The following is a 22,601-nucleotide window of genomic DNA, read 5'->3' as shown; positions in this document are numbered from 1 at the left end:
CGTAACATGCAAAATATTCTGAATGCCTGGTTTGTACAGGGAATGGTCAAAGCGACCAGCGATATGTGGTTAAAAGGCTGGGATGAGCGCAATGGCGGCAATGTCAGCCTGCGTCTGCTGGATGAAGAGGTGCAACCCTTCGCACAAGACTTCTATTTTCAACCCCGTACGGTAGAGCTGACCCAACCCGCCCCGGCGCTCGCTAACTGCTGGTTCCTGGTGACAGGCTCAGGGAAATTTTTCCGTAACGTTCAGCTCGATCCTGCTGACAGTCTGGTGCTTCTGCGGGTCAGTGAGGATGGTCGGGCTTACAGCATTTACTGGGGCTTAACCAACGGCGGGCTGCCTACCTCTGAACTCGCCTCGCATTTTCAGTCTCACAGCGTGCGTATGCAGGTTACGCAGGGCGCCGACCGTGTGATTATGCACTGCCATGCGACCAATTTTATGTCCCTCAGCTATGTGGTTGATCTTGATTCAGCCTCCTTTACCCGCCTGCTGTGGGAAGGCAGCACAGAGTGTCTGGTCGTCTTCCCGGATGGCGTGGGGATTGTTCCCTGGATGGTGCCGGGCACCGACGGGATTGGCGAGAAAACCGCTGAACAGATGGCTTCGCACAGTCTGGTGATGTGGCCTTTCCACGGCATATTTGGTGCCGGGCCAACGCTGGATGAGACATTTGGTCTGATCGATACCGCTGAAAAGTCATCTGAGGTGGTGGTTAAAGTCCTGTCAATGGGCGGAATGAAGCAGAGCATCACTACTCAGGAGCTGATCGCCCTGGGTGAGCGCTTTGGTGTAAAACCGTGGCAGGCTGCACTGGAGGCAAGACATCCTCATGTTGCGTAAAGCTTTTGTTATGCAGGTTTATCCGGACAAACATCAGGAGTATCAGCAGCGGCACAATCCCATCTGGCCAGAACTGGCACAGACGCTGAAGGAGCACGGTGCGCACCATTATTCTATTTTTCTGGATGCGCCGCGTAACCTGCTGTTTGCCGTGGTTGAGATTGAGTCAGAAGAGCAATGGAATGCTGTGGCAAAAACGGAGGTCTGCCAGCGATGGTGGCAATCGATGAGCGCCCTGATGCCATCTAATCCCGATCACAGCCCGATCAGTGCTGAACTGCTCCCCGTTTTTTATCTGGAATAAAAATTCACAGGGGCTAATTGCTTAGCCCCTGTGCTGTTTTATCGAACACGATCTGTTATCTGTTTATCTGTTTATCTGTTTATCTGTTTATCTGTTTATCTGTTTATCTGTTTATCTGTTTATCTGCTATCTGCTATCTGCTATCTGCTATCTGCTATCTGCTATCTGCTTATCCATTAATCCGTAGCTGAGGATAACGACGCATGCTCCAGGCACACCAGGCAAGCGAGAGCAGGCCGATAGCCCCACCGGCATAACCTATATTCTGCATGCCCAGATGTATACTCACCTGATTACCCAGCAGCGCTCCGCCGCCAATACCCAGATTATAAATCCCCGAAAGCAGCGACATGGCTACGTCCGTAGCGTCTGGTGCCAGAGCCAGTACGCGAACCTGAACGGCCAGGCCGATAATCATCATCGACATGCCCCAGATAATACAGAGCGTAGAAATAGCCAGGGTCTGCGTAACGGCAACATACAAAGAGAGCATACAGATCGTAATTAATGCGATAGTTCCCAGCAAAAATGTTGCCGGGAATTTATTGCCTAACGTACTAAAGAGCACGCTACCCACAATTCCGGCAGCGCCAAATATCAGCAGCAGGAAGGTGGTGAAATTACCACCCATTGACGCGACACTCTGAATAAAGGGTTCAATATAGCTGTAGGCGGTATAATGTGCTGTTACCACCACCGCAATCAGTAAATAGAGCGAAACCAAAGCAGGGCGCTTGAATAACATCGGCACGCTTTTTAAAGAGCCGGTGTGTTCACTTGGCAACTTAGGCAGTAATTTCGCCAGGCAAAGCATGGTTATCAAAGCCACGCCGCCTATCACGCCAAAGGTTATTCTCCAGCCCAGATACTGACCAATCAGGCGCCCAATGGGTAAACCCAGCACCATGGCCAGGGCGGTGCCGGTGGCCAGCATGCTTAATGCCTGCGTTTTTTTACCGGCAGGAGCAACGCGAATGGCCAGGGAAGCGGTGATAGACCAGAAAATGGCATGAGAGAGCGCAATACCGATACGGGAGAGTACCAGGATATTGAAACTCCATGCAAAAGTTGACAGCACGTGGCTGCCCACAAACAGCGAGAAGATCGCAATCAGCAGGAACCGCCGCTCAACCTGACGCGTTAACAGCATCATTGGCAGAGAGAGCAGCGCCACAACCCAGGCATAAATAGTCAGCATCAGCCCAACCTGGGCAGTATGCATGGAAAAACTGGCCGCTATGTCTGACAGCAGACCTACCGGAGCGAATTCAGTAGTGTTAAAAATAAACGCAGCGATGGCTAACATGACAACGCGTAGCCATGCCGTTTTGCGTGAAACGGTATTAATTGATTGCATGGAAGTTAACGACTTGTTGGTAGAAAGTTAATTCCACCGCGGGCGGAATCCAGATTAAAGAGCGCATAGTGTGTTTTATTTAACGGAGAGAAGAAATCGAAAAAATGCTCTTTTTTGTAAATCAGACAAACTGAACATTTATCACCACTTCTTCCCCTTACTGACAGGTTATTTATGCTGAGATAAACCCATTTTTACAAGGTAACCTGCCGGCTGATGAGTATAGACAGATTTAATGAATGTTCCAGCCAATATAAAACTCAGCCGCTGGGAAGGTGAATGATTAAAGGCCGCCTTATGCCTGAAGTGCATGAGTCGCGCTTTTAAAACAGCCGCCAGAGAAGGTCGCCAGAAGTTGAGTGAGAAAATATTAAACAGAATGGGTTAACAGTCGGGTTGTATTGCCAACGATCTGTGGGTCATTACCGATCTGACGACCAGCAAAACTTCAGCATCCACTCTGTGGAAGGCGTGAAAATCAGAGCCACTTTATAACTTTCAGGGCTGGAACAGGGCAGAGCGATCTAAGCCTCCAGCAAAACCCGGACGGCCATCGCGCTTGCATTACTGTGTAACGAAGCGAGGTTAAGGCATCTTTTGGGGCTGGCAGGTCATCACACTCCTCTAAAGACAGCGGCGAAGGTTGCTGAATAGTCCCGAAGATGAAACATAAGCCAGACCACCGGCGCCAGCGTTCCCGCTGGACCAGTAAACCCGCAGAGCGAATCTCTCTTTGCCTTTGTGACGCAGTAATACCCCCTTACCAATTCATTGCAGATTTTTCACTGTAGCTAACTATTTCTTCGAAGATTGCGCTACCCTGGAAGGGTACAGGCTGCTGAAAAGTAGCCTCTCTTAGCTAACCATAAGGATGAGATGAGATGACTCAACGTCCCTCTGTTGCTGTATTGGGATTGGGCGCAATGGGCCATGCCTTTGCTGCTAATTTAGTTAAAAAAGGCTTTACGACTTCTGGCTGGAACCGCACCAAATCCCGCGGTGAAGATTTAATAAGCGCAGGTCTGAAGCTGGCCGACAGCCCTGAAGAAGCGGTGAAACAGGCCGATGTCGTGATAGCGATGCTGGCAGATGCTGAAACCACTGAAACGGTACTGGCTAACGCGCAAAGCGCTTTGAAGCAGGGCGCTATCGTGGTGCAGATGGGCACCATTGGTGTGGAAGCTACGGAGAAATTGATCGCCGCTTTTCAGCAGCAACGTCCGGACGTAGTGTTCCTTGATGCGCCGGTGTCAGGCACAAAAACACCCGCTGAAAATGCCCAGATTGTGATCCTCGCCAGTGGCGATCGTGAGCGTGCTGCTGATGCTGAAACTATCTTTGCGGCTATTTCAAAAGGAACAAAATGGCTGGGCGAAGCGGGTAAAGCTTCAAGGATGAAACTGGTGGTCAACGCCTGGCTGATCTCTATGGTTCAGGGCCTGTCAGAAAGCACCCAGATGGCAAAAGAATTTGGTTTCAGCCCTGACGATCTCTGGTCAGTCCTGGAGGGCGGGCCGCTGGCTGTTCCCTACGTGAAAGGTAAGCTGGAGATGATTAAAGAGGGAACATACGACCCACAAATGCATCTGACCTGGGCGTTAAAAGATGTCAATCTGGCGCTGGAGGCGGCTAAAAACAGCGAGCTTCCCGGTCTGAAGCTGATCTCTGATATCTGGCAACAAGCAGTTGAGGCCGGATATGGCGAAAAAGACCTCTCTGTAGTCTATCGTTACCTGAGCGAGAAGTGAGCTGAAACAAACATAGCCGGTCAGTGACCGGCCTTTCCCTCAGGAGGAACTATGCAAAAGCTCTATGGCGCGCCGGGCTTTGGCTCGGCCATTGTAGAAATCATGTTCGCTCTGGCTGGTGAATCTTATCAGTTGGTCAATGTTGAAGGTTTTGACCAGCCTGGCCCGTCACGAGACATACTGAAAAAAGTTAATCCCCTTTGTCAGGTTCCTACCCTGGTGAGAGAAGATGGCATCGTGCTGACAGAGAGCGCGGCAATTGCTTTAACCCTTCTCGATGAAAACCCGCAGCTCGCCCCTCTCTCTGGCACTCCGCAGCGGCAGGAGTTTTATCGACTGCTGATCTGGATGGTGGCCAATGTCTATGCAACCCTCACCTATGGTGACTACCCTGAGCGTTGGGTAAAGCAGGCGCCGGCAGAATTAACGCAGAGCACCGACCGCTATCGCGAATCGCTCTATCTCTGGCTGGAAACTCAGGCAGGAGAGGGGCCTTACTGGTTTGGCGAGCGGATCAGCCTGTTAGATGCTTATCTTCCGGTGATAGTGTGCTGGCGTCCCAGAGCGGCCTGGTTTCAACAACATACGCCAAAAATTGCCGCTATGGCGAATAACGTCCGCCAACGTGCGGAACTTACCCGCATCATCGCCGCCAACGACTTGTGACCATAATCCCATATTTTTCATAATGATAATGGGAATAGCAGTAATCGCTTAAGCCGATCCTTCTAAAAAGCAACAATATTTGTTATATTAATCGGGTACTCTTTTTATTAGTTGACTGATTTTTAATGCTTTTTAAGACCGCCGCTGAAACGGTGATGCACAGCTAAAAGCAAGGATCTGAACATGCTTGATATTCGTTTTCCTACAGCCTTACAAATGGTGCTCAGCGTAGCCCAGGCGGAGCGGGAAGGTAAACGCAGCACCAGCAAAATTCTGGCAATGGGCCTTGAGGCCAACCCCAGCTTCGTCCGCAAGATGATGGTGCCGCTGACCCGCGATGGCATTATTGTCTCCACGCTTGGCCGCACCGGCACTATTCGCCTGGGCCGTCCGGCTGAAGAGATCACATTGTGTGATATTTATCTTTCCGTACTGGAAGATAAGCCGCTGCTGGCAGGGCGTCCGGAAGTGCCGGCCCGCTGTCTGGTTAGCGCCAATACCTGCTGGTTCTTTAAAGAGCTGGCGCGTGAAGCAGAGCAGGCTTCGCTCGACGTGCTGGCCAAACGCACGGTAGCCGATGCGCTGACTGAGATCTATGAGCGAGATCGCCGTAATCCGGAAGGAAGCTGCGAGGCATTCCTGGCCCGCGAAGCAGCAGATACGTAAATCTGCTTATCCCCGCAAAAGGGCGGACAACGCAAAGTTGTCCGCCCTTTTTTGATCCTGAATAAGTGTGCGCAGCTGAGTCGGAATGGGGTTGCGACCAAAAAAAATGGGAAGCAAATTGCTTCCCATTTTCTGTCTGTTTCCAGCTTTGACGCGTTGACCAGCTTCAGGCTCTTTTATTCTCAGCCTTCGAAGGCGGGTTTGCTCTCTACCACAGGCTCCTCTTTCTTCACCAGTTTACGCAGGGCAACATAGAAGACCGGGGTCAGGAACAGCCCGAACAACGTCACACCCAGCATCCCGGCAAATACGGTGATCCCGGTCACGGTGCGAACTTCAGCCCCTGCGCCGTGACCCACCATTAGCGGAACAGTTCCGGCGATAAAGGCGATAGAGGTCATAACGATCGGACGCAGACGCAGACGGCAGGATTCCAGCGCAGCCTGCACAATGGTGCGGCCCTGCATCTCCAGCTCGCGGGCAAATTCCACAATCAGAATGGCATTCTTACAGGCCAGTCCCATCAACACCACCAGTCCAACCTGCACAAACACGTTGTTATCGCCCCCGGTCAGCCATACGCCAAACAGCGCAGAGAGCATGGTCATCGGCACAATCAGGATCACCGCCAGTGGCAGCGTCCAGCTTTCATAAAGCGCTGCGAGTACCAGGAACGCCAGCAGTACGGCCACCGGGAAGACGATGATCGCCGCGTTGCCCTGAGTTGACTGTTGGTAGCTCAGGTCAGTCCACTGAATATTCATGCCGTTTGGCAGGATCTGGTCAGCAATACCTTGCACTGCCTGCATCGCTTCAGCAGAGGAAAGCAGGCGCGGATCCGCATCGCCAATCAGGTCAGCTGCCGGAAAACCGTTGTAGCGGATCACCGGGTCCGGTCCATAAGTGGTGCCGATGTGCACCATGCTGCCAATGGGCACCATCTCCCCGGCTGCATTACGGGTACGCAAATTGGCGATATCTTCAATGCTGTCACGGAACTGACCGTCAGCCTGCGCATAGACTTTCCAGGTACGGCCAAAGCGGTTGAAGTCGTTGACGTAAGACGAGCCAAGATAGGTTTGTAAAGTACCAAACAGATCGGTTAACGCCACGCCCTGCGCCTTGGCTTTATCACGGTCTACCTGCGCGTCCAGCTGCGGCACGTTAGCCTGATAGGTCGAGATAGGGAAGTGTAAGCCCGGCGTTTGCATAATGGTGCCCGCCATCGCATTGGCGGCTTCCTGTAATGCGCCATATCCCAGACCAGCGCGATCCTGAATATAGAGTGAATAGCCTGCGCCCTGGCCCAGCCCTAAAATTGGCGGTGGCATAATGGAGAAAGTGAAACCTTCCTGAATCGTCGCCAGTTTAGCGTTGATCTCGGCATTAATTTCCGCCGCAGAACGTGTACGCTGATCCAGCGGCTTCAGCGCGAAGAACACCGTGCCGGTATTAGGCGTATTGGTGAACTGCAACGCGTTCAGCCCAGGGAAAGCTATCGCATCCGCCACGCCTTCGGTATGCAGTGCAATATCGCTCATCTGCCGGATCACTCTGTCGGTACGCTCCAGCGACGACCCTTCCGGCATCTTCACGCCACCGATCAGGTAGAGTTTGTCCTGGGTAGGAATAAACCCGGCTGGAACGGCTTTAAACATTACGCCTGCACCAATCAACAGCAGAACATAGACACCAAACACCGCACCGCGACGCTTAAGGATGCGCGAGACGCCACCCTGATAGCGCTCAGAATTTTTGTTAAAGAACCGGTTAAACGGACGGAACAACCAGCCAAACAGGGAGTCGATAATGCGTGTGGCACGATCTTTTGGCGCGCCGTGCGACTTCAACAGTAACGCCGCCAGTGCAGGCGAGAGCGTCAGCGAGTTAATTGCCGAAATCACGGTGGAAATAGCGATGGTGACGGCAAACTGCTTGTAGAACTGACCAGTCACACCAGAGAGGAAGGCCATCGGCACAAATACCGCACAAAGCACCAGCGCGATAGCGATAATCGGACCTGATACCTCGCGCATCGCCTGATGAGCCGCAGCGCGCGGTTCCAGCCCCTCTTCGATATTTCGTTCGACGTTTTCCACCACCACGATCGCATCATCCACCACGATACCTATCGCCAGCACCAGCCCGAACAGGCTTAATGTGTTAAGCGAGAAGCCCAGCAGGTAGAGCACTGAGAAGGTTCCTACCACAGATACGGGCACCGCCAGCAGTGGGATTACGGAAGCACGCCAGGTTTGCAGGAACAGGATCACAACCAGCACCACCAGCAGGATCGCTTCCAGCAGCGTATGCAGCACGGAACTTATCGAATCACGTACAAAAATGGTTGGATCGTAGGGTGCCTTCCACTCCACGCCATCGGGGAAGCGGGTCGCCAGCTCGGCCATTTTCGCCCGGACAGCATTGGAGAGGTCGATAGCGTTCGCGCCAGGTGCCTGGAAGATACCAATCCCCACCGCATCTTTGTTATTCAACTGGGAACGCAGCGCATAGCTTCCCGAACCCATCTCAATACGGGCCACGTCGCGCAGCCGGACAATTTGTCCATCTTCGCCGTTTTTAAGGATAATATTGCCAAATTCATCTTCACTGGTCAGGCGGCCCTGAGCATTGATCGACAGCAGGAAATCACTCTTGTTGGGCATAGGCTCTGCGCCCAGCTGTCCGGCAGAAACCTGAACGTTCTGCTCCTGAATGGCGGTTACCACATCGCCAGCCGTCATACCGCGTGCGGCCACTTTGGTCGGATCCAGCCAGATACGCATTGCGTACTCACCGGCACCAAAAATCTGCACCTGGCCCACACCCGGCAGACGCGCCAGCTCATCCTTCACCTTCAGCTGCGCATAGTTTCGCAGGTAGAGCGAATCATAACGGCCTGAAGGGGAGTCCAGATGCACAACCAGCGTCATGGTTGGAGACTGCTTCTGCGTGGTGACGCCCTGACGACGGACATCCTCCGGCAGACGAGCTTCAGCCTGAGCAACGCGGTTTTGCACCTGAACCTGCGCCTGATCCGGATCGGTACCCGGACGGAAGGTAACGGTGGTCACCAGCACGCCGTCTGAACCGGCAATCGATTTCATGTACATCATGTTCTCGACGCCGTTAATTGCTTCTTCCAGCGGCGTCGCCACGGTTTCTGCAATGACCTTCGGGTTAGCGCCGGGATATTCTGCCCGCACCTGCACGCTCGGCGGTACCACGTCCGGGTATTCGCTGATTGGCAGCAACGGAATAGCAATCAGCCCGGAGACGAAGATCAGAATCGACAGCACGGCCGCAAATATCGGTCGGTCGATGAAAAATCTGGAAAAATCCATATCAGTATCCGCAGCTTAAATTAAAGGGGGGCTGGTGCCATCGGCACCGTTTTGGCATTCACCGGCATCCCCGGCATAAACACTTTCTGGACGCCATCCACAATCACCCGGTCGCCAGAGTGCAACCCTTGCTGGACAATACGCAGGCCGTTGGCTATCTGACCAGGCTGGATATCACGACGCTGCGCTTTGTTCTGAGCATCAATCACCCACACATACTTACGGTCCTGATCGGTGAGCACCGCTTTGTCATTGATCAGCAGGGCAGGGAAGTCAGCCCGACCCGGCAGCTGCACACGGGCAAACAAACCTGGGGTATAGAGGCGCTGGCTGTTATCCAGTAACGCACGCATCCTGATGGTTCCGGTGCTGGCGGTCAGCTGGTTGTCGGTAAAGTCGACCTTGCCTTGATGCGGGTAGCCCTGTTCACCTACAAGACCAATTTTCACCGGTAAGGCATGATGGCTGTTCGCCGCACTCTCGCCCTGACGGCTCATTTGCTGATAACGCAGGAAGGTGGCTTCATCAACGTCGAAGTAAACGTAAACGGTATTCAGGGAAACCAGCGTGGTAAGGACACTGCTGCTGTCACCGGCGGTCACCAGATTGCCGGAGGTGATCATCGCCCGGCTGGCGCGGCCATCAATAGGCGCGGTAACGCGGGTAAAATCCAGGTTCAGCCGCGCCATATCTACCGCTGCCTGCGCTGAAAGCACGCTGGCCTGTGCCTGGGTAGAGGCGGAGCGCCGCTGTTCCCAGACCTCACGGGAAATGGCCTGGCTGCCAATGAGTTTCTCCGTCCTGCCCGATTCGCTACGCGCCAGCTGAGCCTGAGTACGTGCGCTGGCGAGATCGGCCTGCGCCCGCTCAAGCTCTGCCCGGTAAGTTCTGTCATCAATGGAGAACAGCACGTCGCCTTTTTTAACTTCCTGGCCTTCGGTGTAGTTCACTTTATCGATATAACCGGTTACGCGGGGCCGGAGCTGAACGCTCTGCACTGCCTCAATCCGTCCGTTGAAGTTATCCCACTGACTGACCGTTTGTTGCTGAACTTCAGCCACGCTCACCTGCGGGGCAGGTGGCGCGCTCTGTTCGGCCCCTTTGGAATCACATCCCATCAGCCAGAAAGCGGAGAGGAGCGGAAGCGCTATCGTGCGCAGGCGCATAGCGGTGAATGATCTCATGATGATTAATCCCTGTTACAGATGCTGGACGACGTGAAAGTGCACGGCATAATGCATAAAGTGCAACTATGTTAATTGCATTAAACAGGTTGGATTGTAAGAAGAGGGTCAATAAAGTGCAAGTATAATTGTTGCCTTTAGCATTTTTTTGTCAGTGAACGTAGCAAAATGTGAATAAAGGCGGAGAGGGCAGCGACAACAATGACAGCGAACCGCATTTAATGCAACAATAAAACTTGCATTAATGGGAAGGGTGCTTTAGCTTATATGCATTCATTAAAGTTACCTTTTACCCTGCTGCGGGCAAGAGGTCAAGTCAGGCTAATAACAAAAAGCGCAAAAGGGGAAAGTAATGAGCCATGATGATTTTATTAACGATCTGGTAATGTGGATCGATACTCACATTGAAGGGAAGATGGATCTGGATACCGTAGCTGACCGGGCTGGTTACTCCAAATGGCATCTGCAACGTATGTTTAAGCAGCATACGGGTTATGCATTGGGTGAGTATATTCGTGCACGCCGCCTGAAAAAATCCGCTGAACGCCTGGCGAAAGGGGGCGAGCCGATCCTGGATGTCGCAATCTCTTTTGGTTTTGACTCACAGCAGTCCTTTAACCGCAGCTTTAAACGCCAGTTCGGACAATCTCCGGGCGCATGGCGTCGTCAGGTGCAGGTTAGCGCCTGCGCACAATAGTCGGATCTCCTCTTCAATAGCGGGCGTTTAGCCCGCTGTGAATCTCAGCCTCTCTGCGTTTAATCCGCAAAACTCTGCCAACCCATTGTATACTGTCTGAATTGCGCTTACGTTTAAGACAGGAATTGTCATGCCGATGTGGAACCTGAACAAGCAGGGTATATGTGAAGCCGCCAGCTATCTGCTGGTTTTTGGTGCGCTGTTTCTGATTTTCCCCCTGCGTCTGCTGCCCTGTTTTCTGGCTGGGTTCATTGTTTATGAAACTATCCTGGCCTTAACGCCGTGGGTGGAGCGTCTGGTTAAAGGGCCGCTGGCTCGCTGGATCATCATTTTTTTCCTGACGATTATCATCCTGCTGGCGCTGGTTGGCGGCATCACCAAGCTGATTGGCTTCTTAATGCATGATTTTCAAAATCCGGCCGCCTTTCACGCCGCGGCGAGTAAACTGCTGGAAGATGCGCAGCGGACTCTCTCGCCCGTTGTCACCCACTATCTGCCTGCGGATATTGATGAGCTTCAGCACCAGGTAGTGACCTGGCTGCGGGAACATCTGGTCGTGGTACAAACCTTTGGACGCACAGCGGCGCACACCTTCGCCACCATGCTGATCGGCATGCTTTTAGGGGCCATTATCTCGCTGCGTATCAGTAGCCTGAATACGCAGGATGCTCCGTTGAAACATGCGCTATTGGACAGGCTGACGGTGCTGGCCGCCTCCTTCCATAACGTCGTTTTTGCGCAAATCAAAGTTTCGCTGGTTAATACTCTTCTCACCTGTGGCTTCCTTTTTGGCGTGTTACCGCTGTTTGGGCTGCATTTCCCTTTTGCCAAAACCGTGGTGGTGCTCACCTTTGTTGCCGGTCTGCTGCCGATCATTGGCAATTTGATCTCTAATACGGTCATTGTGCTGATTGGCCTCTCCATCTCTCTGGAAGCGGCGGTGATATCGCTGGTGTTTTTGATCCTGGTGCACAAGCTGGAGTATTTTATCAACGCGCAGATTTTTGGCACACGCATCAACGCCAAGACCTGGGAAATCCTGCTGGCGATGCTGGTATTTGAGTCCGCCTTTGGGCTGGCTGGCGTGGTGGCCGCGCCGGTTTATTACGCTTACCTGAAAAGTGAGCTGCGTCTTGCCAGACTGATTTAAAAGAAGCGGGACTAGAGAGGTCCCGCCTTATTTTGAATGTGCGTCCCGTAAAATTCCCACCATACAGCTCTGCAATGTCCATACCGGAACCTGATATCAAAGAGCAGGCAGAGCGTCACAGCCCTTTGCCATTGCCGCACAGTCACGTGAGGGGAGTGGCTGCAAAGCGTCACCCTCTTCAGGTTTGCGCCCCAGAGGTGAGAAACCACCGGCTATACCTGCTTTTCTTCCCCTTACTCTCTTCAAGGCTTTACGTTGAATCACATCGATCTTATGGTAGAGAAAATGACTGAGGAATAAGCCTTACATGCCTGCGCTTTTGGATACCTTGTTTCACCAAATCCTGCTCTCTATGCCACTTTTTATTCTTATCGCCCTGGGCTGGCTGCTGGTTCGCTGGCGTAAATGGCCAGAGAGCATCAGCGAAGCGTTAAACCTCGTGGTCTTTAAGATTGCGTTGCCAGCAATGCTGTTCAGGTTGATGAGCGATTTCAGCAAAAGCCCGCCAGTGGATGCCCGCCTGTTGATCGCTTTTTTTGGAGGCTGTCTGATAGTCTTTCTTGTTGGGCGCATTATTGCGGCGCGCGTTTTCCGGCTTGATGGGATATCCGGTTCAGTATTTGCACTTGGCGGGATTTTCTCTAATAACGTGATGCTGGGGCTGCCTATTGCTACCGTAATGCTGGGAGAAAAAGCGATCCCCTCTGTAGCGCTGGTGCTGGTCTTTAACGGTCTGATCCTGTGGACGCTTGCTACGGTCTCGGTGGAGTGGTTCAGACATGGCTCGCTCAGCCTGACAGGCTTTGGCAAAACTGCCCTCAGCGTTCTGAAAAATCCGCTGATTATCGCTATCCTCTCCGGCACCTTATTCAGCCTGACAGGGCTTTCCTTGCCGCAAATGGTCGATCAGCCCATCAGTATGCTGGGCAAAATTGCCGTACCCCTGGCGCTGGTGGCGCTGGGTATGAGCCTTGCCGCCTATAAAATAAAGGAGGGCCTGAAAGAGAGCTATGCAATCTGCCTGTTAAAGCTGATTGTACAACCGCTGGTGATCTGGGGGCTGGCCTGGCTGATTGGGCTGCCGCCGCTGGAGAGCAAAGTCGTGGTGCTGTTAGGCTCGATGTCGGTGGGGATCAACGTTTATCTGATGTCACAACAGTTTAACGCCTTAACCGGCCCGGCAGCCACCAGCATGCTGCTTTCGACAATTTTCTCTGCTGTCACAACCCCTTTACTGCTGATGTTGATGGATATCGCCTGAGAGGAAATGTGAGCCGCCCGGCGGAACGGAAGCACGGTGCTTGCGATAAAAGTATTTATTTCATTATCTTCTTCTATCGGTAATTCTGTTTCGTTTTAAGTGCGAAACGGCGCAGGCCGATCACCCTCTGGAGAATGATAATGAAAACCTGCAAAACTATACTGTTGTTAATGACCCTCGGCTGTTCTGCTTCTTCGCTGGCAGAAACTATCGGCGTCTCGATGGCTTATTTCGACCAAAACTTTCTTACGATTATTCGTCACTCTATCGACAAAGAGGCTAAGGCCAGAGGGCTAACCGTGCAGTTTGAAGATGCCCGTGGTGATGTAGGTAAACAGACCGATCAGGTGCAAAGTTTTATCAGCGCCGGCGTGGATGCGATCATTGTTGATCCGGTTAACTCGGCAGGCACGCCTGCCATCACCAAACTGGTTACCGCAGCCAAAATACCGCTGGTTTACGTCAACCGAACGCCAGGTGACATCAAGTTGCCTGCGGGCGTGGTTTTTGTCGGCTCAGATGAAAAGCAGTCCGGCACATTGCAGATGGAAGAGCTGGCCCGTCTGGCAAACTATCAGGGTAAAGTGGCGATCATGATAGGTAACCTGACCGACGCCGGGGCTATCCAGCGTACCAAAGATGTCGAGCAGGTTGTCGCCAAATACCCCAAAATGAGCGTGGTGCAGAAGCAGACGGCCAACTACTCCCGCAGTGAGGGGATGGATCTGATGCTGAACTGGCTGACCAACGGCGAGGAGATCGATATCGTGGCGGCCAACAACGATGAAATGGCGATTGGCGCGATCATGGGATTGCAGCAGGCGGGCAAAAAAGAGAGCAAAATCCTGATTGGCGGCATAGATGCCACGCCAGATGGCCTTAAAGCGATGTCGACAGGGAAAATGCAGGTTACCGTATTCCAGGATGCTATCGGGCAGGGCAAAGCTTCGGTAGATGTGGCGCAGCGGATGATCAAAGGCGAGAAGCTGGACCCCTATTACTGGATCCCCTTTGAGTTAGTAACCCCGGCGACATTGCAGAAATACGCAGAGAAGAAATAGACGCTAAATATTCTGCCGGGGTAAACTCTGCGCATGAATAAAAAACTCATTGTCGCGGCCATTCTGGCGCTGGTTGCTACCTTTGCTGGTTTGCGCCATCCCATCCATCAGCCTGCTCAGCAGCAGGCTTCTCAGAGCGCTTCTGCAACCGATATCGCCACGCTCACCCAGCAGCAGCGCGTGGCGGATTACCTTCATCAGCATCAGCGCCTGCCTGCTTATTACCTGACTAAAACTGCGGCGAGAAAGCTGGGCTGGGAGCCGGCCAGGGGCAATCTTTGCCAGGCGTTACCAGGCCGGGCGATAGGGGGTGACCGTTTCTCTAACCGTGAAAAAGTTCTGCCGGAAAAGGCGGGGCGGCGCTGGTTTGAGGCGGATGTGAATTATGATTGTGGGCGGCGGGGCAGCGACCGTATGCTCTATTCCAGCGACGGGATGATTTACGTGACCCGCGATCATTATCGTCACGTTGAGCAGGTGTACTGAGATGAACAGCATCAGTTTCGACTTTGACAATATTGCCGACGTCACGGACTTTTATCGCCAGTTTTGCCACAAATTCGCCATCGACATGGAGTTTGGCAATAATCTGGATGCGTTATGGGACGCGCTGACCGGCATGATTGATCTGCCGGTGCGTGTCACGCTTCGTCATCTTGAGATGCATGCCGACCCGCACCAATTTGACAGAGTGGTAGCGGTAATGCGGGAAGCAGAAGAGGCCACGGCAGGCAAATTCAGCCTGCGTAGCCGCTAACGTTATTGATGGAAGCGCAGGGCAACCTCAAAGCCCTGCTGTGGGGCAACGACAACGGCACCGGCAGCTTCCGTAAAACGCAGGTCGCCCTTTGTTAACGCTGCTTTTACTTTCGCCAGATCCTCAGTCTGAAAACTCAGGGCTGCCATGCGTGGCGTGCCGTCATAGTTGTCCGGCAAGGCGTGGAAAGCGTGGCGCACATACTCCTCGGTAGCAAACCGCACGCTGGTGACGCCAGCCACCAGCAGGAAGGCGCCTTCCCGACAGGCTTTCAGGCTGTCAGTACCGAACAGGCGGCTGTATAAGGTGGCGACAGCCGCCGGATCCTGCGCAACAATGACAAATTCGCTGATGTTCTTCACGCCGTTAGGATGCTGTTGCCACGCACTCTGCCAGACGGCTTCAGGGGTCAAATGCTGACAAAAAAAGCTGCGCCCGTCGGGGATCAGCGCCGGGCGGATCCTGACGGTACGAAACTGCGCTTCACTCACCGTGCCATCAGGCAGGGTGACCGGCCGGTTAAAGGAAGCTGGCTGGTCACCGTCTAAATCCTGCCGTAACAGGTGATTATATTCCCGGTCGGCATCCTCGGTTTTCCAGACCAGTCCGCTGAGACCAGGTGATGCCTGCCAGAGATCGGCACGGCTGTTTTTTTTGCCCTTTTCATAGCCCAGCAGCTCAAGATAATTTTCACCAAACACCGCCAGGTGATTACTTGAACCCAGGGAATGATGACCACGCTCAGTCAGCTGAAAGCCGAGCCTGCGGTACAGGGCGCTGGCGGCATCTAACTGGTCTGCAACGTTAATCACTACATGGTCGAGTACCGGTTTTGGGGTAGGGACAAGCATAATAAAATTCCTTTCTTATTTTTTAGCCGCAACCCGCTCTAAGGCGCGTGGGGCCAGCCGGGTAAAATAGTCGATGGCAGAAGGGATAATCTCTTCATCAGGATCAAAGCCAGGATGATGCAGCCCAAACTCACTGGCGCTGCCGATACTGACAAATACGCCCGGCACATGGTGCAGATAGAAAGCGAAATCCTCGCCGCCCATTTGCGGCGTAACGGCGGGTTCAGCCTGATAACCTGACAGCCTCGCCTGCTCAAGCGCAAACTCAGCCCACTCGGGTGTGTTGACTAAAGCTGGTGGCCCTTCAGTCCATTCCAGCGCTGCCTTAGCGCCGTACCCACCTGCGATACCGTTAATCAACGCCTCAATTTTTTGCGGAATTCGTGCCCGGATTTCAGCGTTGTGTGTCCGCACGGTTCCTTCAAGCTCCACGCTCTGCGGCAGTACGTTCCAGGTATTTCCGGCGGTGAAGCGGGTTACGCTGACCACAACGGACTCCAGCGAGCTGAAAATCCGGCTCGGCAGCGTTTGCAGCGCCGTGACAATCTGGCTGGCAATCACAATGGAATCGATCCCTTCATGGGGTCTGGCCGCGTGAGCGCCTTTACCCGTCACACGAATAACAAAACGATCGACGTTGGCATAGAACGGGCCAGCGCGCGTGGTGAATCTGTTCAGCGGCAGGTCTGGTGCATTGTGCATACCGAAAATGGCCTGCACGCCATTGAGTACGCCAGCATCAATCAGCTGTTGCGCACCGTTGAAGGTCTCTTCCGCCGGTTGAAACAGGATGCGAACCCGGCCTTTCAGCTCAGCTTCAGCCTGCTTAAGCTGATAAGCCACGCCAAGCATTACGGAAGTATGAATATCGTGCCCGCAGGCGTGCATGACGCCCGGATTATTCGACCGCCACGGATGGCTGACCGCTTCATCAATGGGCAGCGCATCAATATCGGCTCTCAGGGCAATCAGCGGCTCTCCCTGCCCAATTTCAGCCACTACGCCGGTTTTTAAGCCGAACGGCAAAATGCGGATATTGCCCTGCGTCAGCCACCGGCTTATCCGTTCAGTTGTAGCGAACTCATGGTTCGAGAGTTCCGGGAATTGATGCAGCTCACGGCGCCATTGCACCAGCTGGCTGGAAGATAACGAAGTCATACTTAACCTTGTGTGTCAGAGGGTAAAAAAGGTTCGCCCAGCGTCAGCATCAGGCGGTTAGCCCAGGCGAAAAAGGCGCTGGACTGGACAATATCCAGCAGCGAAAGGGTGTCCAGACCCTGTTTTTGCAGAGCAGCAACAGGGTCAGACGTGGCCTGCGGCGGCGTAACCGACAGAGCAGCGGAGAGATCGACTATCGCAGCCCAACGCCCGGACTGGCCTTCCGACAAATTTCCGCCAGGCGTAATGCTGATAAGTTTCTCAACCAGGTCTCTGTTTTTTGACAGTTGGCTGGCTTTACGGGCATGAACAGAAGCGCAGAAAATACAGCCATTCACCTTGCTCACCACGGCGGCAGCCAGTTCACGTTCGGCACGGGGCAAACCACCAGGCGTATAAAAGATGCCTTTGTCGGTCAGCGTGCGCTGTTCAAGCACCGGCAGGTTACGGGCCAGAAGACGGAAATAATCGGAATCGCTGTGACCAAACCGGGCCAGAACTTCTTTCTCTTCATCCGAAAATTCCGCAAGGGGCTGGGCCGCCAGCCAGGGTTCCCATCCCAGCTCCTGCTGGGTAAATTGCGTCAGCGCCGTTTTGCCGCTGGCCGTTTTAGTCGCACTATGCCATTTGCCAGCGACCACTGGCTGTGTTGCCGTGCCAGACTCTTTCCCCTGAAGCAGGTTTAAACCCGCCAGCAGGCGGCTTTGAAAATTAAGAAACGCCACTAATTGTGACAGTGTCACTATCCCGCGAGCGCTCCAGCCCGCATTTTGCAGGGCATGCAGATGTTCTGGTGCGGCAGTGACCGGTTCAAAAGTCAGAAGATGAGCAAAACGCGTTGCCACTTCAATCCGTTCAGAGTCGGGAAGAGGCGACGCCTGTTGCTGATAGTGAGCCTGCAACGCGGACTGTGCATTCCACTCTGCAACCAGAGCGGCTAAAGCAAAGCGTTCAGCCAGCGGAAAATCTTCATCCTGCTGAGAAAAGAGCACCTCGTAGCTGCCTTGCGCATGGCGCGTGGCCGCTTCCCGTATATGACGAGCCTGAGCCAAATCTGAATCGGGGGCAATATCAGCCAGCGAAGCCAGTAAATCTGTTGCAGTTGCCATTTTAGTCTCCGGTTAAAAGGGGGGATCCCAGTGCCCTGAGCAGCGGAGCAATATGCTCAGCAATCAGCTCAACAGAGCGCAGGGTTTCAGCATGAGGTGGCTCTACGGAGTGCACCTGGAAGGAAATATCGGTGACGCGGGGCAGAACGCTGTCCTGCAACAGTGAGGCTTTAACGCGTTCAACGCTGCCCACGTGCGCGTCCACCTGACCCAGAAGATCGTCAAAACTCTCTCCGCGAAGCTGATGCCCGGCCGCCTGATACTGTTTGATTTGGGCGCGGATACCAGGCTCAGCCAGTTTGCGGGCAAAGGTATCCGAATCTGCGACAAATGCGGTACGCGAAGCCAGAATTCTTGGCGCCACGCCAGCAGGCAGGGCAGCCAGATAGGCATCAACCAGCGGGTTCTGGAGTGCATCCAGCGGCAGTTCAGGCTGATTAACCGGACGAGGCTGAGTACGGGAAAGCATCAGACCGTGACCGCTTTTTCCTGCGCGTATTGCACCTTCCACAGAGAAAGTGGCAATCCAGATGCGCCTGGCAAGGTCAGGTGCCGGGGGATAAAGATGGTTATCGGGATGGGCAAGCGAATCGCCACGCCAGGCACCGATCAGGGTATGCAGATTTTCGGCGAAGACGGTTCCACGCTCCTCTGAGGTCAGCCCAAAAGGCAGAAAAGAGGCAGGCGTACCGCCGGAACCCAGCCCAATTTCCAGCCGGCCATCGGCCAGAAGATCCAGTACGGCGGCATCTTCAGCCACGCGCAGGGCATTCTCCATGGGCAGGGTAATGATTGCCGTTCCCAGCCGTATGCGCTGCGTATGGGCCGCAACATGGGCCAGAAACACCAGAGGCGAAGGCAACCCGCCTTCCTCTTCATGGAAATGATGTTGGGCAATCCACGCACTGTCGAACCCCAACCTTTCAGCGTGCTGGATCTGTTCCGTGGCAAGGCGGTAGCGCTCTTTGGCTGGAACCTTATCCAGCAGGCGGGTGAAAAAACCGATACGTTTTGTCGTCATGAGAACTCCTTTACCGGCGCAGAAGAGAGAGGGATGGCCGCCAGCAGCTCACGGGTGTATAAATGCTGCGGCGCCTCAAAAATAGTGACAACGTCACCTGATTCCACCACTTCACCCGCTTTCAGCACGGTAAGGGTGTCAGCTATCTGCCGGACCGTGGCCAAATCGTGGGTAATAAAAATGTAGGTCAGGCCCTGCTCATCCTGTAACTGTTGCAGCAAAGCCAGAATCTGCGCCTGAACGGTGACATCCAGCGCCGACGTTGCTTCGTCAAGCACCAGAATAGAGGGGTGTAAAATCAGCGCACGGGCCAGAGCCACGCGCTGACGTTGCCCGCCAGAAAGCTCTCTTGCGCTGCGTGATAAGATTTCCAGCGGCAGGGCGACTCGCTCAGTCACTGCCTGAACGCGCTGACGACGTTGATCACGGCTAAGACGTTCAAAATTCAACAGCGGCTCTTCAATGATTTGAAACAGCGACTGCCGGGGATCGAGCGAGGCGAACGGATTCTGATAGACAAACTGGATCCGACGGCGCAGCTGCCGCAACGGTTCGCCGCGCAGGCCGTTAACCACAATACCGTCCAGCTTCACGCTACCGCTGTCCGGCTGCTCAAAGCCCAGCAGGATCCGCGCCAGCGTGGTTTTACCGGAGCCGGATTCGCCAACAATCGCATGAGTGGTACCGCGCGCAACCGCAAAGCCGACGTCGTTCAGCGCCTGCAACCGCTGAGTTTTGCTCAGGGCAAAGCTCTTCCCAATTGCCGAGACCTGAACAGCAGCCGTTGAGAAATGCGGCTGGCCTGTTTTATCCCGCTGACGAGGACGGGGCAGAGAATCGGCAAGCAGCTGGCGCGTGTAGGCCTGCTTTGGTGCGCCGATCACCTCCTTTGTCCCGCCTTCTTCCTGAATCTCACCCTGGCGAAAAACGATAATGCGATCCGCACGTTCAGCGGCCAGCGCCAGATCGTGGGTGACAAACAGCACGGCAGTGCCCGATTCCTGGCGTAACCTGTCAAGCAGGTCGAGAATGCGTTTCTGCACGGTGACGTCCAGCGCGCTGGTCGGCTCATCCGCGATGATAATATCGGGTGCCAGCGCAAGGGCGATAGCAATCAGTACACGCTGTTTCATGCCGCCCGAAAGCTGATGAGGATATTGCTGTACGCGCTGCTCCGGATGGCTCAGGCCGACACGCGTTAACAGCTCAATCACCTGACGTTTACGCTCTTCGCTGTTCACAGCCCGGTGCAGCCGTAAAATTTCTCCAACCTGCTCACCAATTGTTTTGACCGGATTGAGTGAGTTGCCAGGATCCTGCGGCACCAGACTGATGCGCGCTCCGCGAAGAGTGTCCAGCCGCTTTGACGACCACTGACCAATATCTTCACCATTCAGCAGGATGTTTCCGCCATCACGGCGACCATTTTCGGGCAACAGGCCTATCACAGCCTGAGCGGTAGTGGTTTTACCAGAGCCAGATTCACCGACCAGCGCGACCATTTCCCCCTTGTTGAGCTGAAAACTCACGCGGTGCACCACCTCTTTCCAGATGTTGGCGCTGCGGTAACTCAGGCTCAGATTCTCTACTTGCAGTAAGGGGGCTGATTCAGAACTCATTTTCGTCCTCCAGAGAGTTGCTGGCTGATGCGGTTAGCGGAGAGCACCACCATCACCACCACCAGGCCGGGGAAGGTGGTCAGCCACCAGGCTGTCGCCAGATAGTTGCGGCCTTCGGCGATAAGTAATCCCCATTCCGGCGCGGGTGGCGGCGTGCCGTAACCCAGAAAGCTCAGGGTAGAGAGGGCCAGGATAGCCTGACCGAATTGCAGTGCGGCATAAGCGATAACCGACGTCATCGCATTGGGTAAAATATGTCGCCACAGCACCGGGAGAAAACGACCGCCGCTGCCAAACGCGGCTTCCACATAGTCGCTGTGACGAATACGGACGACTTCACCGCGCGATAAACGGGCGAAGCTCGCGATCGAGGCTATTCCCACCGCCACAGCCGCATTCAGGGTGCCAAAGCCCAGCAGGATCAACACGCTTAAAGAGAGCAGCAGGGAAGGAATTGAGAGCAAGACATCAACCGCCCGCATGGCTAACGACTCTGTTTTACCGCCAACCGCGCCAGCCAGCACGCCCAGCGCGGTGCCAGCCACCAGCCCCATGGCAACGGCCAGAAGGGCTGCCGACAGGGAGTGGGAAGCGCCGTAAACTATGCGGGCAAAGAGATCGCGACCAAGCTGGTCCGTCCCCAGCCAGTGTCCGGCCTGCGGCGCCAGTCGCTGGGCGCCGGCAACGCCTTCAACAGCGCTGTAGCTGGTGAGTAAGCCAGGGAAGAGCGCGGCCACCACGGCCAGCAGCATCACCAGCCACGCCAGCCACAGGCCGGGCTGGAGGTTCCAGGGCTGAGGCGCTGGTGCAGGCTTTTGCCGGTGAGTGGCAAAATCAACAAGACTCATGCGGCACCCCGGCTTTCAGTTTGCAGACGGGGATCCAACAGCGGCATCAGCAGGTCAACCAGCATATTGATCACCACGAAGCCGAAGGCCGAGACCATCACCACGGCCTGTAATACCGCCACATCCTGATTATTAACCGCCTGCTGAGTTAACTGACCCAGCCCGCCTAACCCAAACACGGTTTCGGTAATCAGCGCACCGGCAATCAGTTCGCCCAACAGCAGCCCTGCAACCGTCAGCACCGGCAGCATCGCGTTTCGCAGCACATGCCGCCATAACACGTAAGTTTCGCTTGCGCCTTTGGCGCGCACCACCGAAACAAAAGGCCTTGTTGCCACCTCATCAATGCTGCGTAACAGGATCTGGGCGAGCGGGGCGGATATCGGGATCGCGACGGTGATCACGGGCAGTATCAACCCCTGTACAGCGGAAGGATTAATCACCGGGATCCAGCGTAGCTGAAAGGAAAAGAGCTGAATCAGCGCAATACCCAGCCAGAAAGTGGGGATCGAAATAAACAGCACTGGCACCGATTGCAGCATATTGCGTAAGGCGCGAAGCGCCGGAAGGCGTGACAAGGCCGCCAGTAAAAAAGCCAGTACCACGGCCAGAGTAAACCCGCTGCCTGCCAGCCGTAGCGTATCTGGCAGATTGCTTTTCAGCTGCTCGCTAACCGCGACGCCCGCCTGCACTGAATAACCAAAATCGCCTTGCAGCATCGATCCCAGCGTGTGCAGATATTGTTGCCACAGGGAACCGTCGGCACCATAAGCCTGCCGCATTTCGGCTATCTGCTCTGGACTCAGGCCGAGATCCGGGTTCTGAAATTTAATCAGAATGGCGTCGCCGGGCAGCACTTGCAGCAGCACAAAAGAGAGCGTAAATGCCGCCCACAGCACCACTATTCCATGCCCAATCCGGTAGAGAAGATAGTGGCGCATGCCGATCTCC

General features: G+C 54.3%; 21 protein-coding genes. 11 read left to right on the top strand and 10 right to left on the bottom strand.

Annotated features, from left to right (window positions below; translation table 11 throughout):
- Nucleotides 1–6: 6 nt before the first annotated feature.
- Nucleotides 7–849 carry a rhamnulose-1-phosphate aldolase gene (gene rhaD, locus AAH450_RS05385; RefSeq protein ID WP_342909259.1) on the top strand — a complete coding sequence of 281 codons (843 nt, stop codon included), beginning with the start codon at nucleotides 7–9 and terminating at the stop codon, nucleotides 847–849.
- Complete coding sequence (gene rhaM / locus AAH450_RS05380) at nucleotides 839–1,153, top strand: L-rhamnose mutarotase (RefSeq protein ID WP_342909258.1); 315 nt, start codon at nucleotides 839–841, stop codon at nucleotides 1,151–1,153. Before rhaD ends, rhaM begins: the two co-directional genes overlap by 11 nt.
- Nucleotides 1,154–1,322: 169 nt before the next feature.
- Here rhaM and AAH450_RS05375 read toward each other — a convergent pair whose 3' ends face one another.
- Nucleotides 1,323–2,510 (bottom strand): sugar transporter, encoded by a 1,188-nt coding sequence (locus AAH450_RS05375; RefSeq protein WP_342909257.1) that lies wholly within the window; start codon nucleotides 2,508–2,510, stop codon nucleotides 1,323–1,325.
- Between the two features lie 881 nt (nucleotides 2,511–3,391).
- Between AAH450_RS05375 and AAH450_RS05370 the strand changes: the two genes are divergently transcribed.
- From AAH450_RS05370 to AAH450_RS05360, 3 genes are all read left to right on the top strand, one after another.
- Nucleotides 3,392–4,258, top strand: a complete 867-nt coding sequence (locus tag AAH450_RS05370) for an NAD(P)-dependent oxidoreductase (protein ID WP_342909256.1) — start codon at nucleotides 3,392–3,394, stop codon at nucleotides 4,256–4,258.
- 51 nt (nucleotides 4,259–4,309) lie between these two features.
- Entirely contained in the window at nucleotides 4,310–4,924 is a 615-nt protein-coding gene (locus AAH450_RS05365) for a glutathione S-transferase family protein (protein ID WP_342909255.1), read from the top strand.
- Between the two features lie 183 nt (nucleotides 4,925–5,107).
- Nucleotides 5,108–5,590: an RrF2 family transcriptional regulator gene (locus AAH450_RS05360; RefSeq protein WP_318790187.1), complete on the top strand. Its 483-nt coding sequence runs from the start codon at nucleotides 5,108–5,110 to the stop codon at nucleotides 5,588–5,590.
- A gap of 182 nt (nucleotides 5,591–5,772) precedes the next feature.
- Here the strand turns inward: AAH450_RS05360 and AAH450_RS05355 are convergent, their stop codons facing one another.
- Nucleotides 5,773–8,934, bottom strand: coding sequence for an efflux RND transporter permease subunit (locus AAH450_RS05355; RefSeq protein WP_342909254.1), 3,162 nt, complete (start codon nucleotides 8,932–8,934; stop codon nucleotides 5,773–5,775).
- Nucleotides 8,935–8,954: 20 nt separating this feature from the next.
- Nucleotides 8,955–10,118: an efflux RND transporter periplasmic adaptor subunit gene (locus AAH450_RS05350; protein WP_342909253.1), complete on the bottom strand. Its 1,164-nt coding sequence runs from the start codon at nucleotides 10,116–10,118 to the stop codon at nucleotides 8,955–8,957.
- 352 nt (nucleotides 10,119–10,470) lie between these two features.
- On the opposite strand from AAH450_RS05350, the gene AAH450_RS05345 reads away from it, so the two are divergent.
- The 6 genes from AAH450_RS05345 to AAH450_RS05320 all read left to right on the top strand — a co-directional run bounded on the left by AAH450_RS05345 (nucleotide 10,471) and on the right by AAH450_RS05320 (nucleotide 15,044).
- Nucleotides 10,471–10,815, top strand: coding sequence for a helix-turn-helix domain-containing protein (locus AAH450_RS05345; RefSeq protein WP_342909252.1), 345 nt, complete (start codon nucleotides 10,471–10,473; stop codon nucleotides 10,813–10,815).
- A gap of 130 nt (nucleotides 10,816–10,945) precedes the next feature.
- Entirely contained in the window at nucleotides 10,946–11,965 is a 1,020-nt protein-coding gene (locus AAH450_RS05340; RefSeq protein WP_342909251.1) for an AI-2E family transporter, read from the top strand.
- Nucleotides 11,966–12,272: 307 nt separating this feature from the next.
- Nucleotides 12,273–13,226, top strand: coding sequence for an AEC family transporter (locus AAH450_RS05335; RefSeq protein WP_342909250.1), 954 nt, complete (start codon nucleotides 12,273–12,275; stop codon nucleotides 13,224–13,226).
- A gap of 140 nt (nucleotides 13,227–13,366) precedes the next feature.
- On the top strand, nucleotides 13,367–14,287 hold the full coding sequence (locus AAH450_RS05330) for a sugar ABC transporter substrate-binding protein (protein WP_342909249.1): 921 nt from the start codon (nucleotides 13,367–13,369) through the stop codon (nucleotides 14,285–14,287).
- A gap of 33 nt (nucleotides 14,288–14,320) precedes the next feature.
- Complete coding sequence (locus AAH450_RS05325) at nucleotides 14,321–14,773, top strand: ribonuclease domain-containing protein (protein ID WP_342909248.1); 453 nt, start codon at nucleotides 14,321–14,323, stop codon at nucleotides 14,771–14,773.
- A gap of 1 nt (nucleotide 14,774) precedes the next feature.
- Entirely contained in the window at nucleotides 14,775–15,044 is a 270-nt protein-coding gene (locus AAH450_RS05320; RefSeq protein ID WP_342909247.1) for a barstar family protein, read from the top strand.
- A gap of 2 nt (nucleotides 15,045–15,046) precedes the next feature.
- Here the strand turns inward: AAH450_RS05320 and AAH450_RS05315 are convergent, their stop codons facing one another.
- The 7 genes from AAH450_RS05315 to AAH450_RS05285 are packed head-to-tail and all read right to left on the bottom strand — an operon-like array spanning nucleotide 15,047 to nucleotide 22,591.
- Nucleotides 15,047–15,895 (bottom strand): VOC family protein, encoded by an 849-nt coding sequence (locus AAH450_RS05315; protein WP_342909246.1) that lies wholly within the window; start codon nucleotides 15,893–15,895, stop codon nucleotides 15,047–15,049.
- A 15-nt stretch (nucleotides 15,896–15,910) separates the two neighbouring features.
- A complete protein-coding gene (locus AAH450_RS05310; RefSeq protein ID WP_342909245.1) occupies nucleotides 15,911–17,053 on the bottom strand; it encodes an amidohydrolase in 1,143 nt (380 codons plus the stop codon).
- Nucleotides 17,054–17,055: 2 nt separating this feature from the next.
- A complete protein-coding gene (locus AAH450_RS05305; protein WP_342909244.1) occupies nucleotides 17,056–18,162 on the bottom strand; it encodes an alkylhydroperoxidase domain protein in 1,107 nt (368 codons plus the stop codon).
- Nucleotide 18,163: 1 nt separating this feature from the next.
- Nucleotides 18,164–19,183, bottom strand: a complete 1,020-nt coding sequence (locus AAH450_RS05300) for a putative FMN-dependent luciferase-like monooxygenase (protein ID WP_342909243.1) — start codon at nucleotides 19,181–19,183, stop codon at nucleotides 18,164–18,166.
- Nucleotides 19,180–20,802: an ABC transporter ATP-binding protein gene (locus tag AAH450_RS05295; RefSeq protein WP_342909242.1), complete on the bottom strand. Its 1,623-nt coding sequence runs from the start codon at nucleotides 20,800–20,802 to the stop codon at nucleotides 19,180–19,182. Before AAH450_RS05295 ends, AAH450_RS05300 begins: the two co-directional genes overlap by 4 nt.
- Entirely contained in the window at nucleotides 20,799–21,650 is an 852-nt protein-coding gene (locus tag AAH450_RS05290; RefSeq protein WP_342909241.1) for an ABC transporter permease, read from the bottom strand. The genes AAH450_RS05295 and AAH450_RS05290 overlap by 4 nt, the downstream gene beginning before the upstream one ends.
- A complete protein-coding gene (locus AAH450_RS05285) occupies nucleotides 21,647–22,591 on the bottom strand; it encodes an ABC transporter permease (RefSeq protein WP_342909240.1) in 945 nt (314 codons plus the stop codon). The genes AAH450_RS05290 and AAH450_RS05285 overlap by 4 nt, the downstream gene beginning before the upstream one ends.
- Nucleotides 22,592–22,601 lie beyond the last annotated feature (10 nt).

Origin of the sequence: Erwinia magellanica (assembly GCF_039023495.1) — a bacterium.
Classification (GTDB): Bacteria; Pseudomonadota; Gammaproteobacteria; order Enterobacterales; family Enterobacteriaceae; genus Erwinia.
This window is presented reverse-complemented; position numbering and strand designations above follow the sequence as displayed.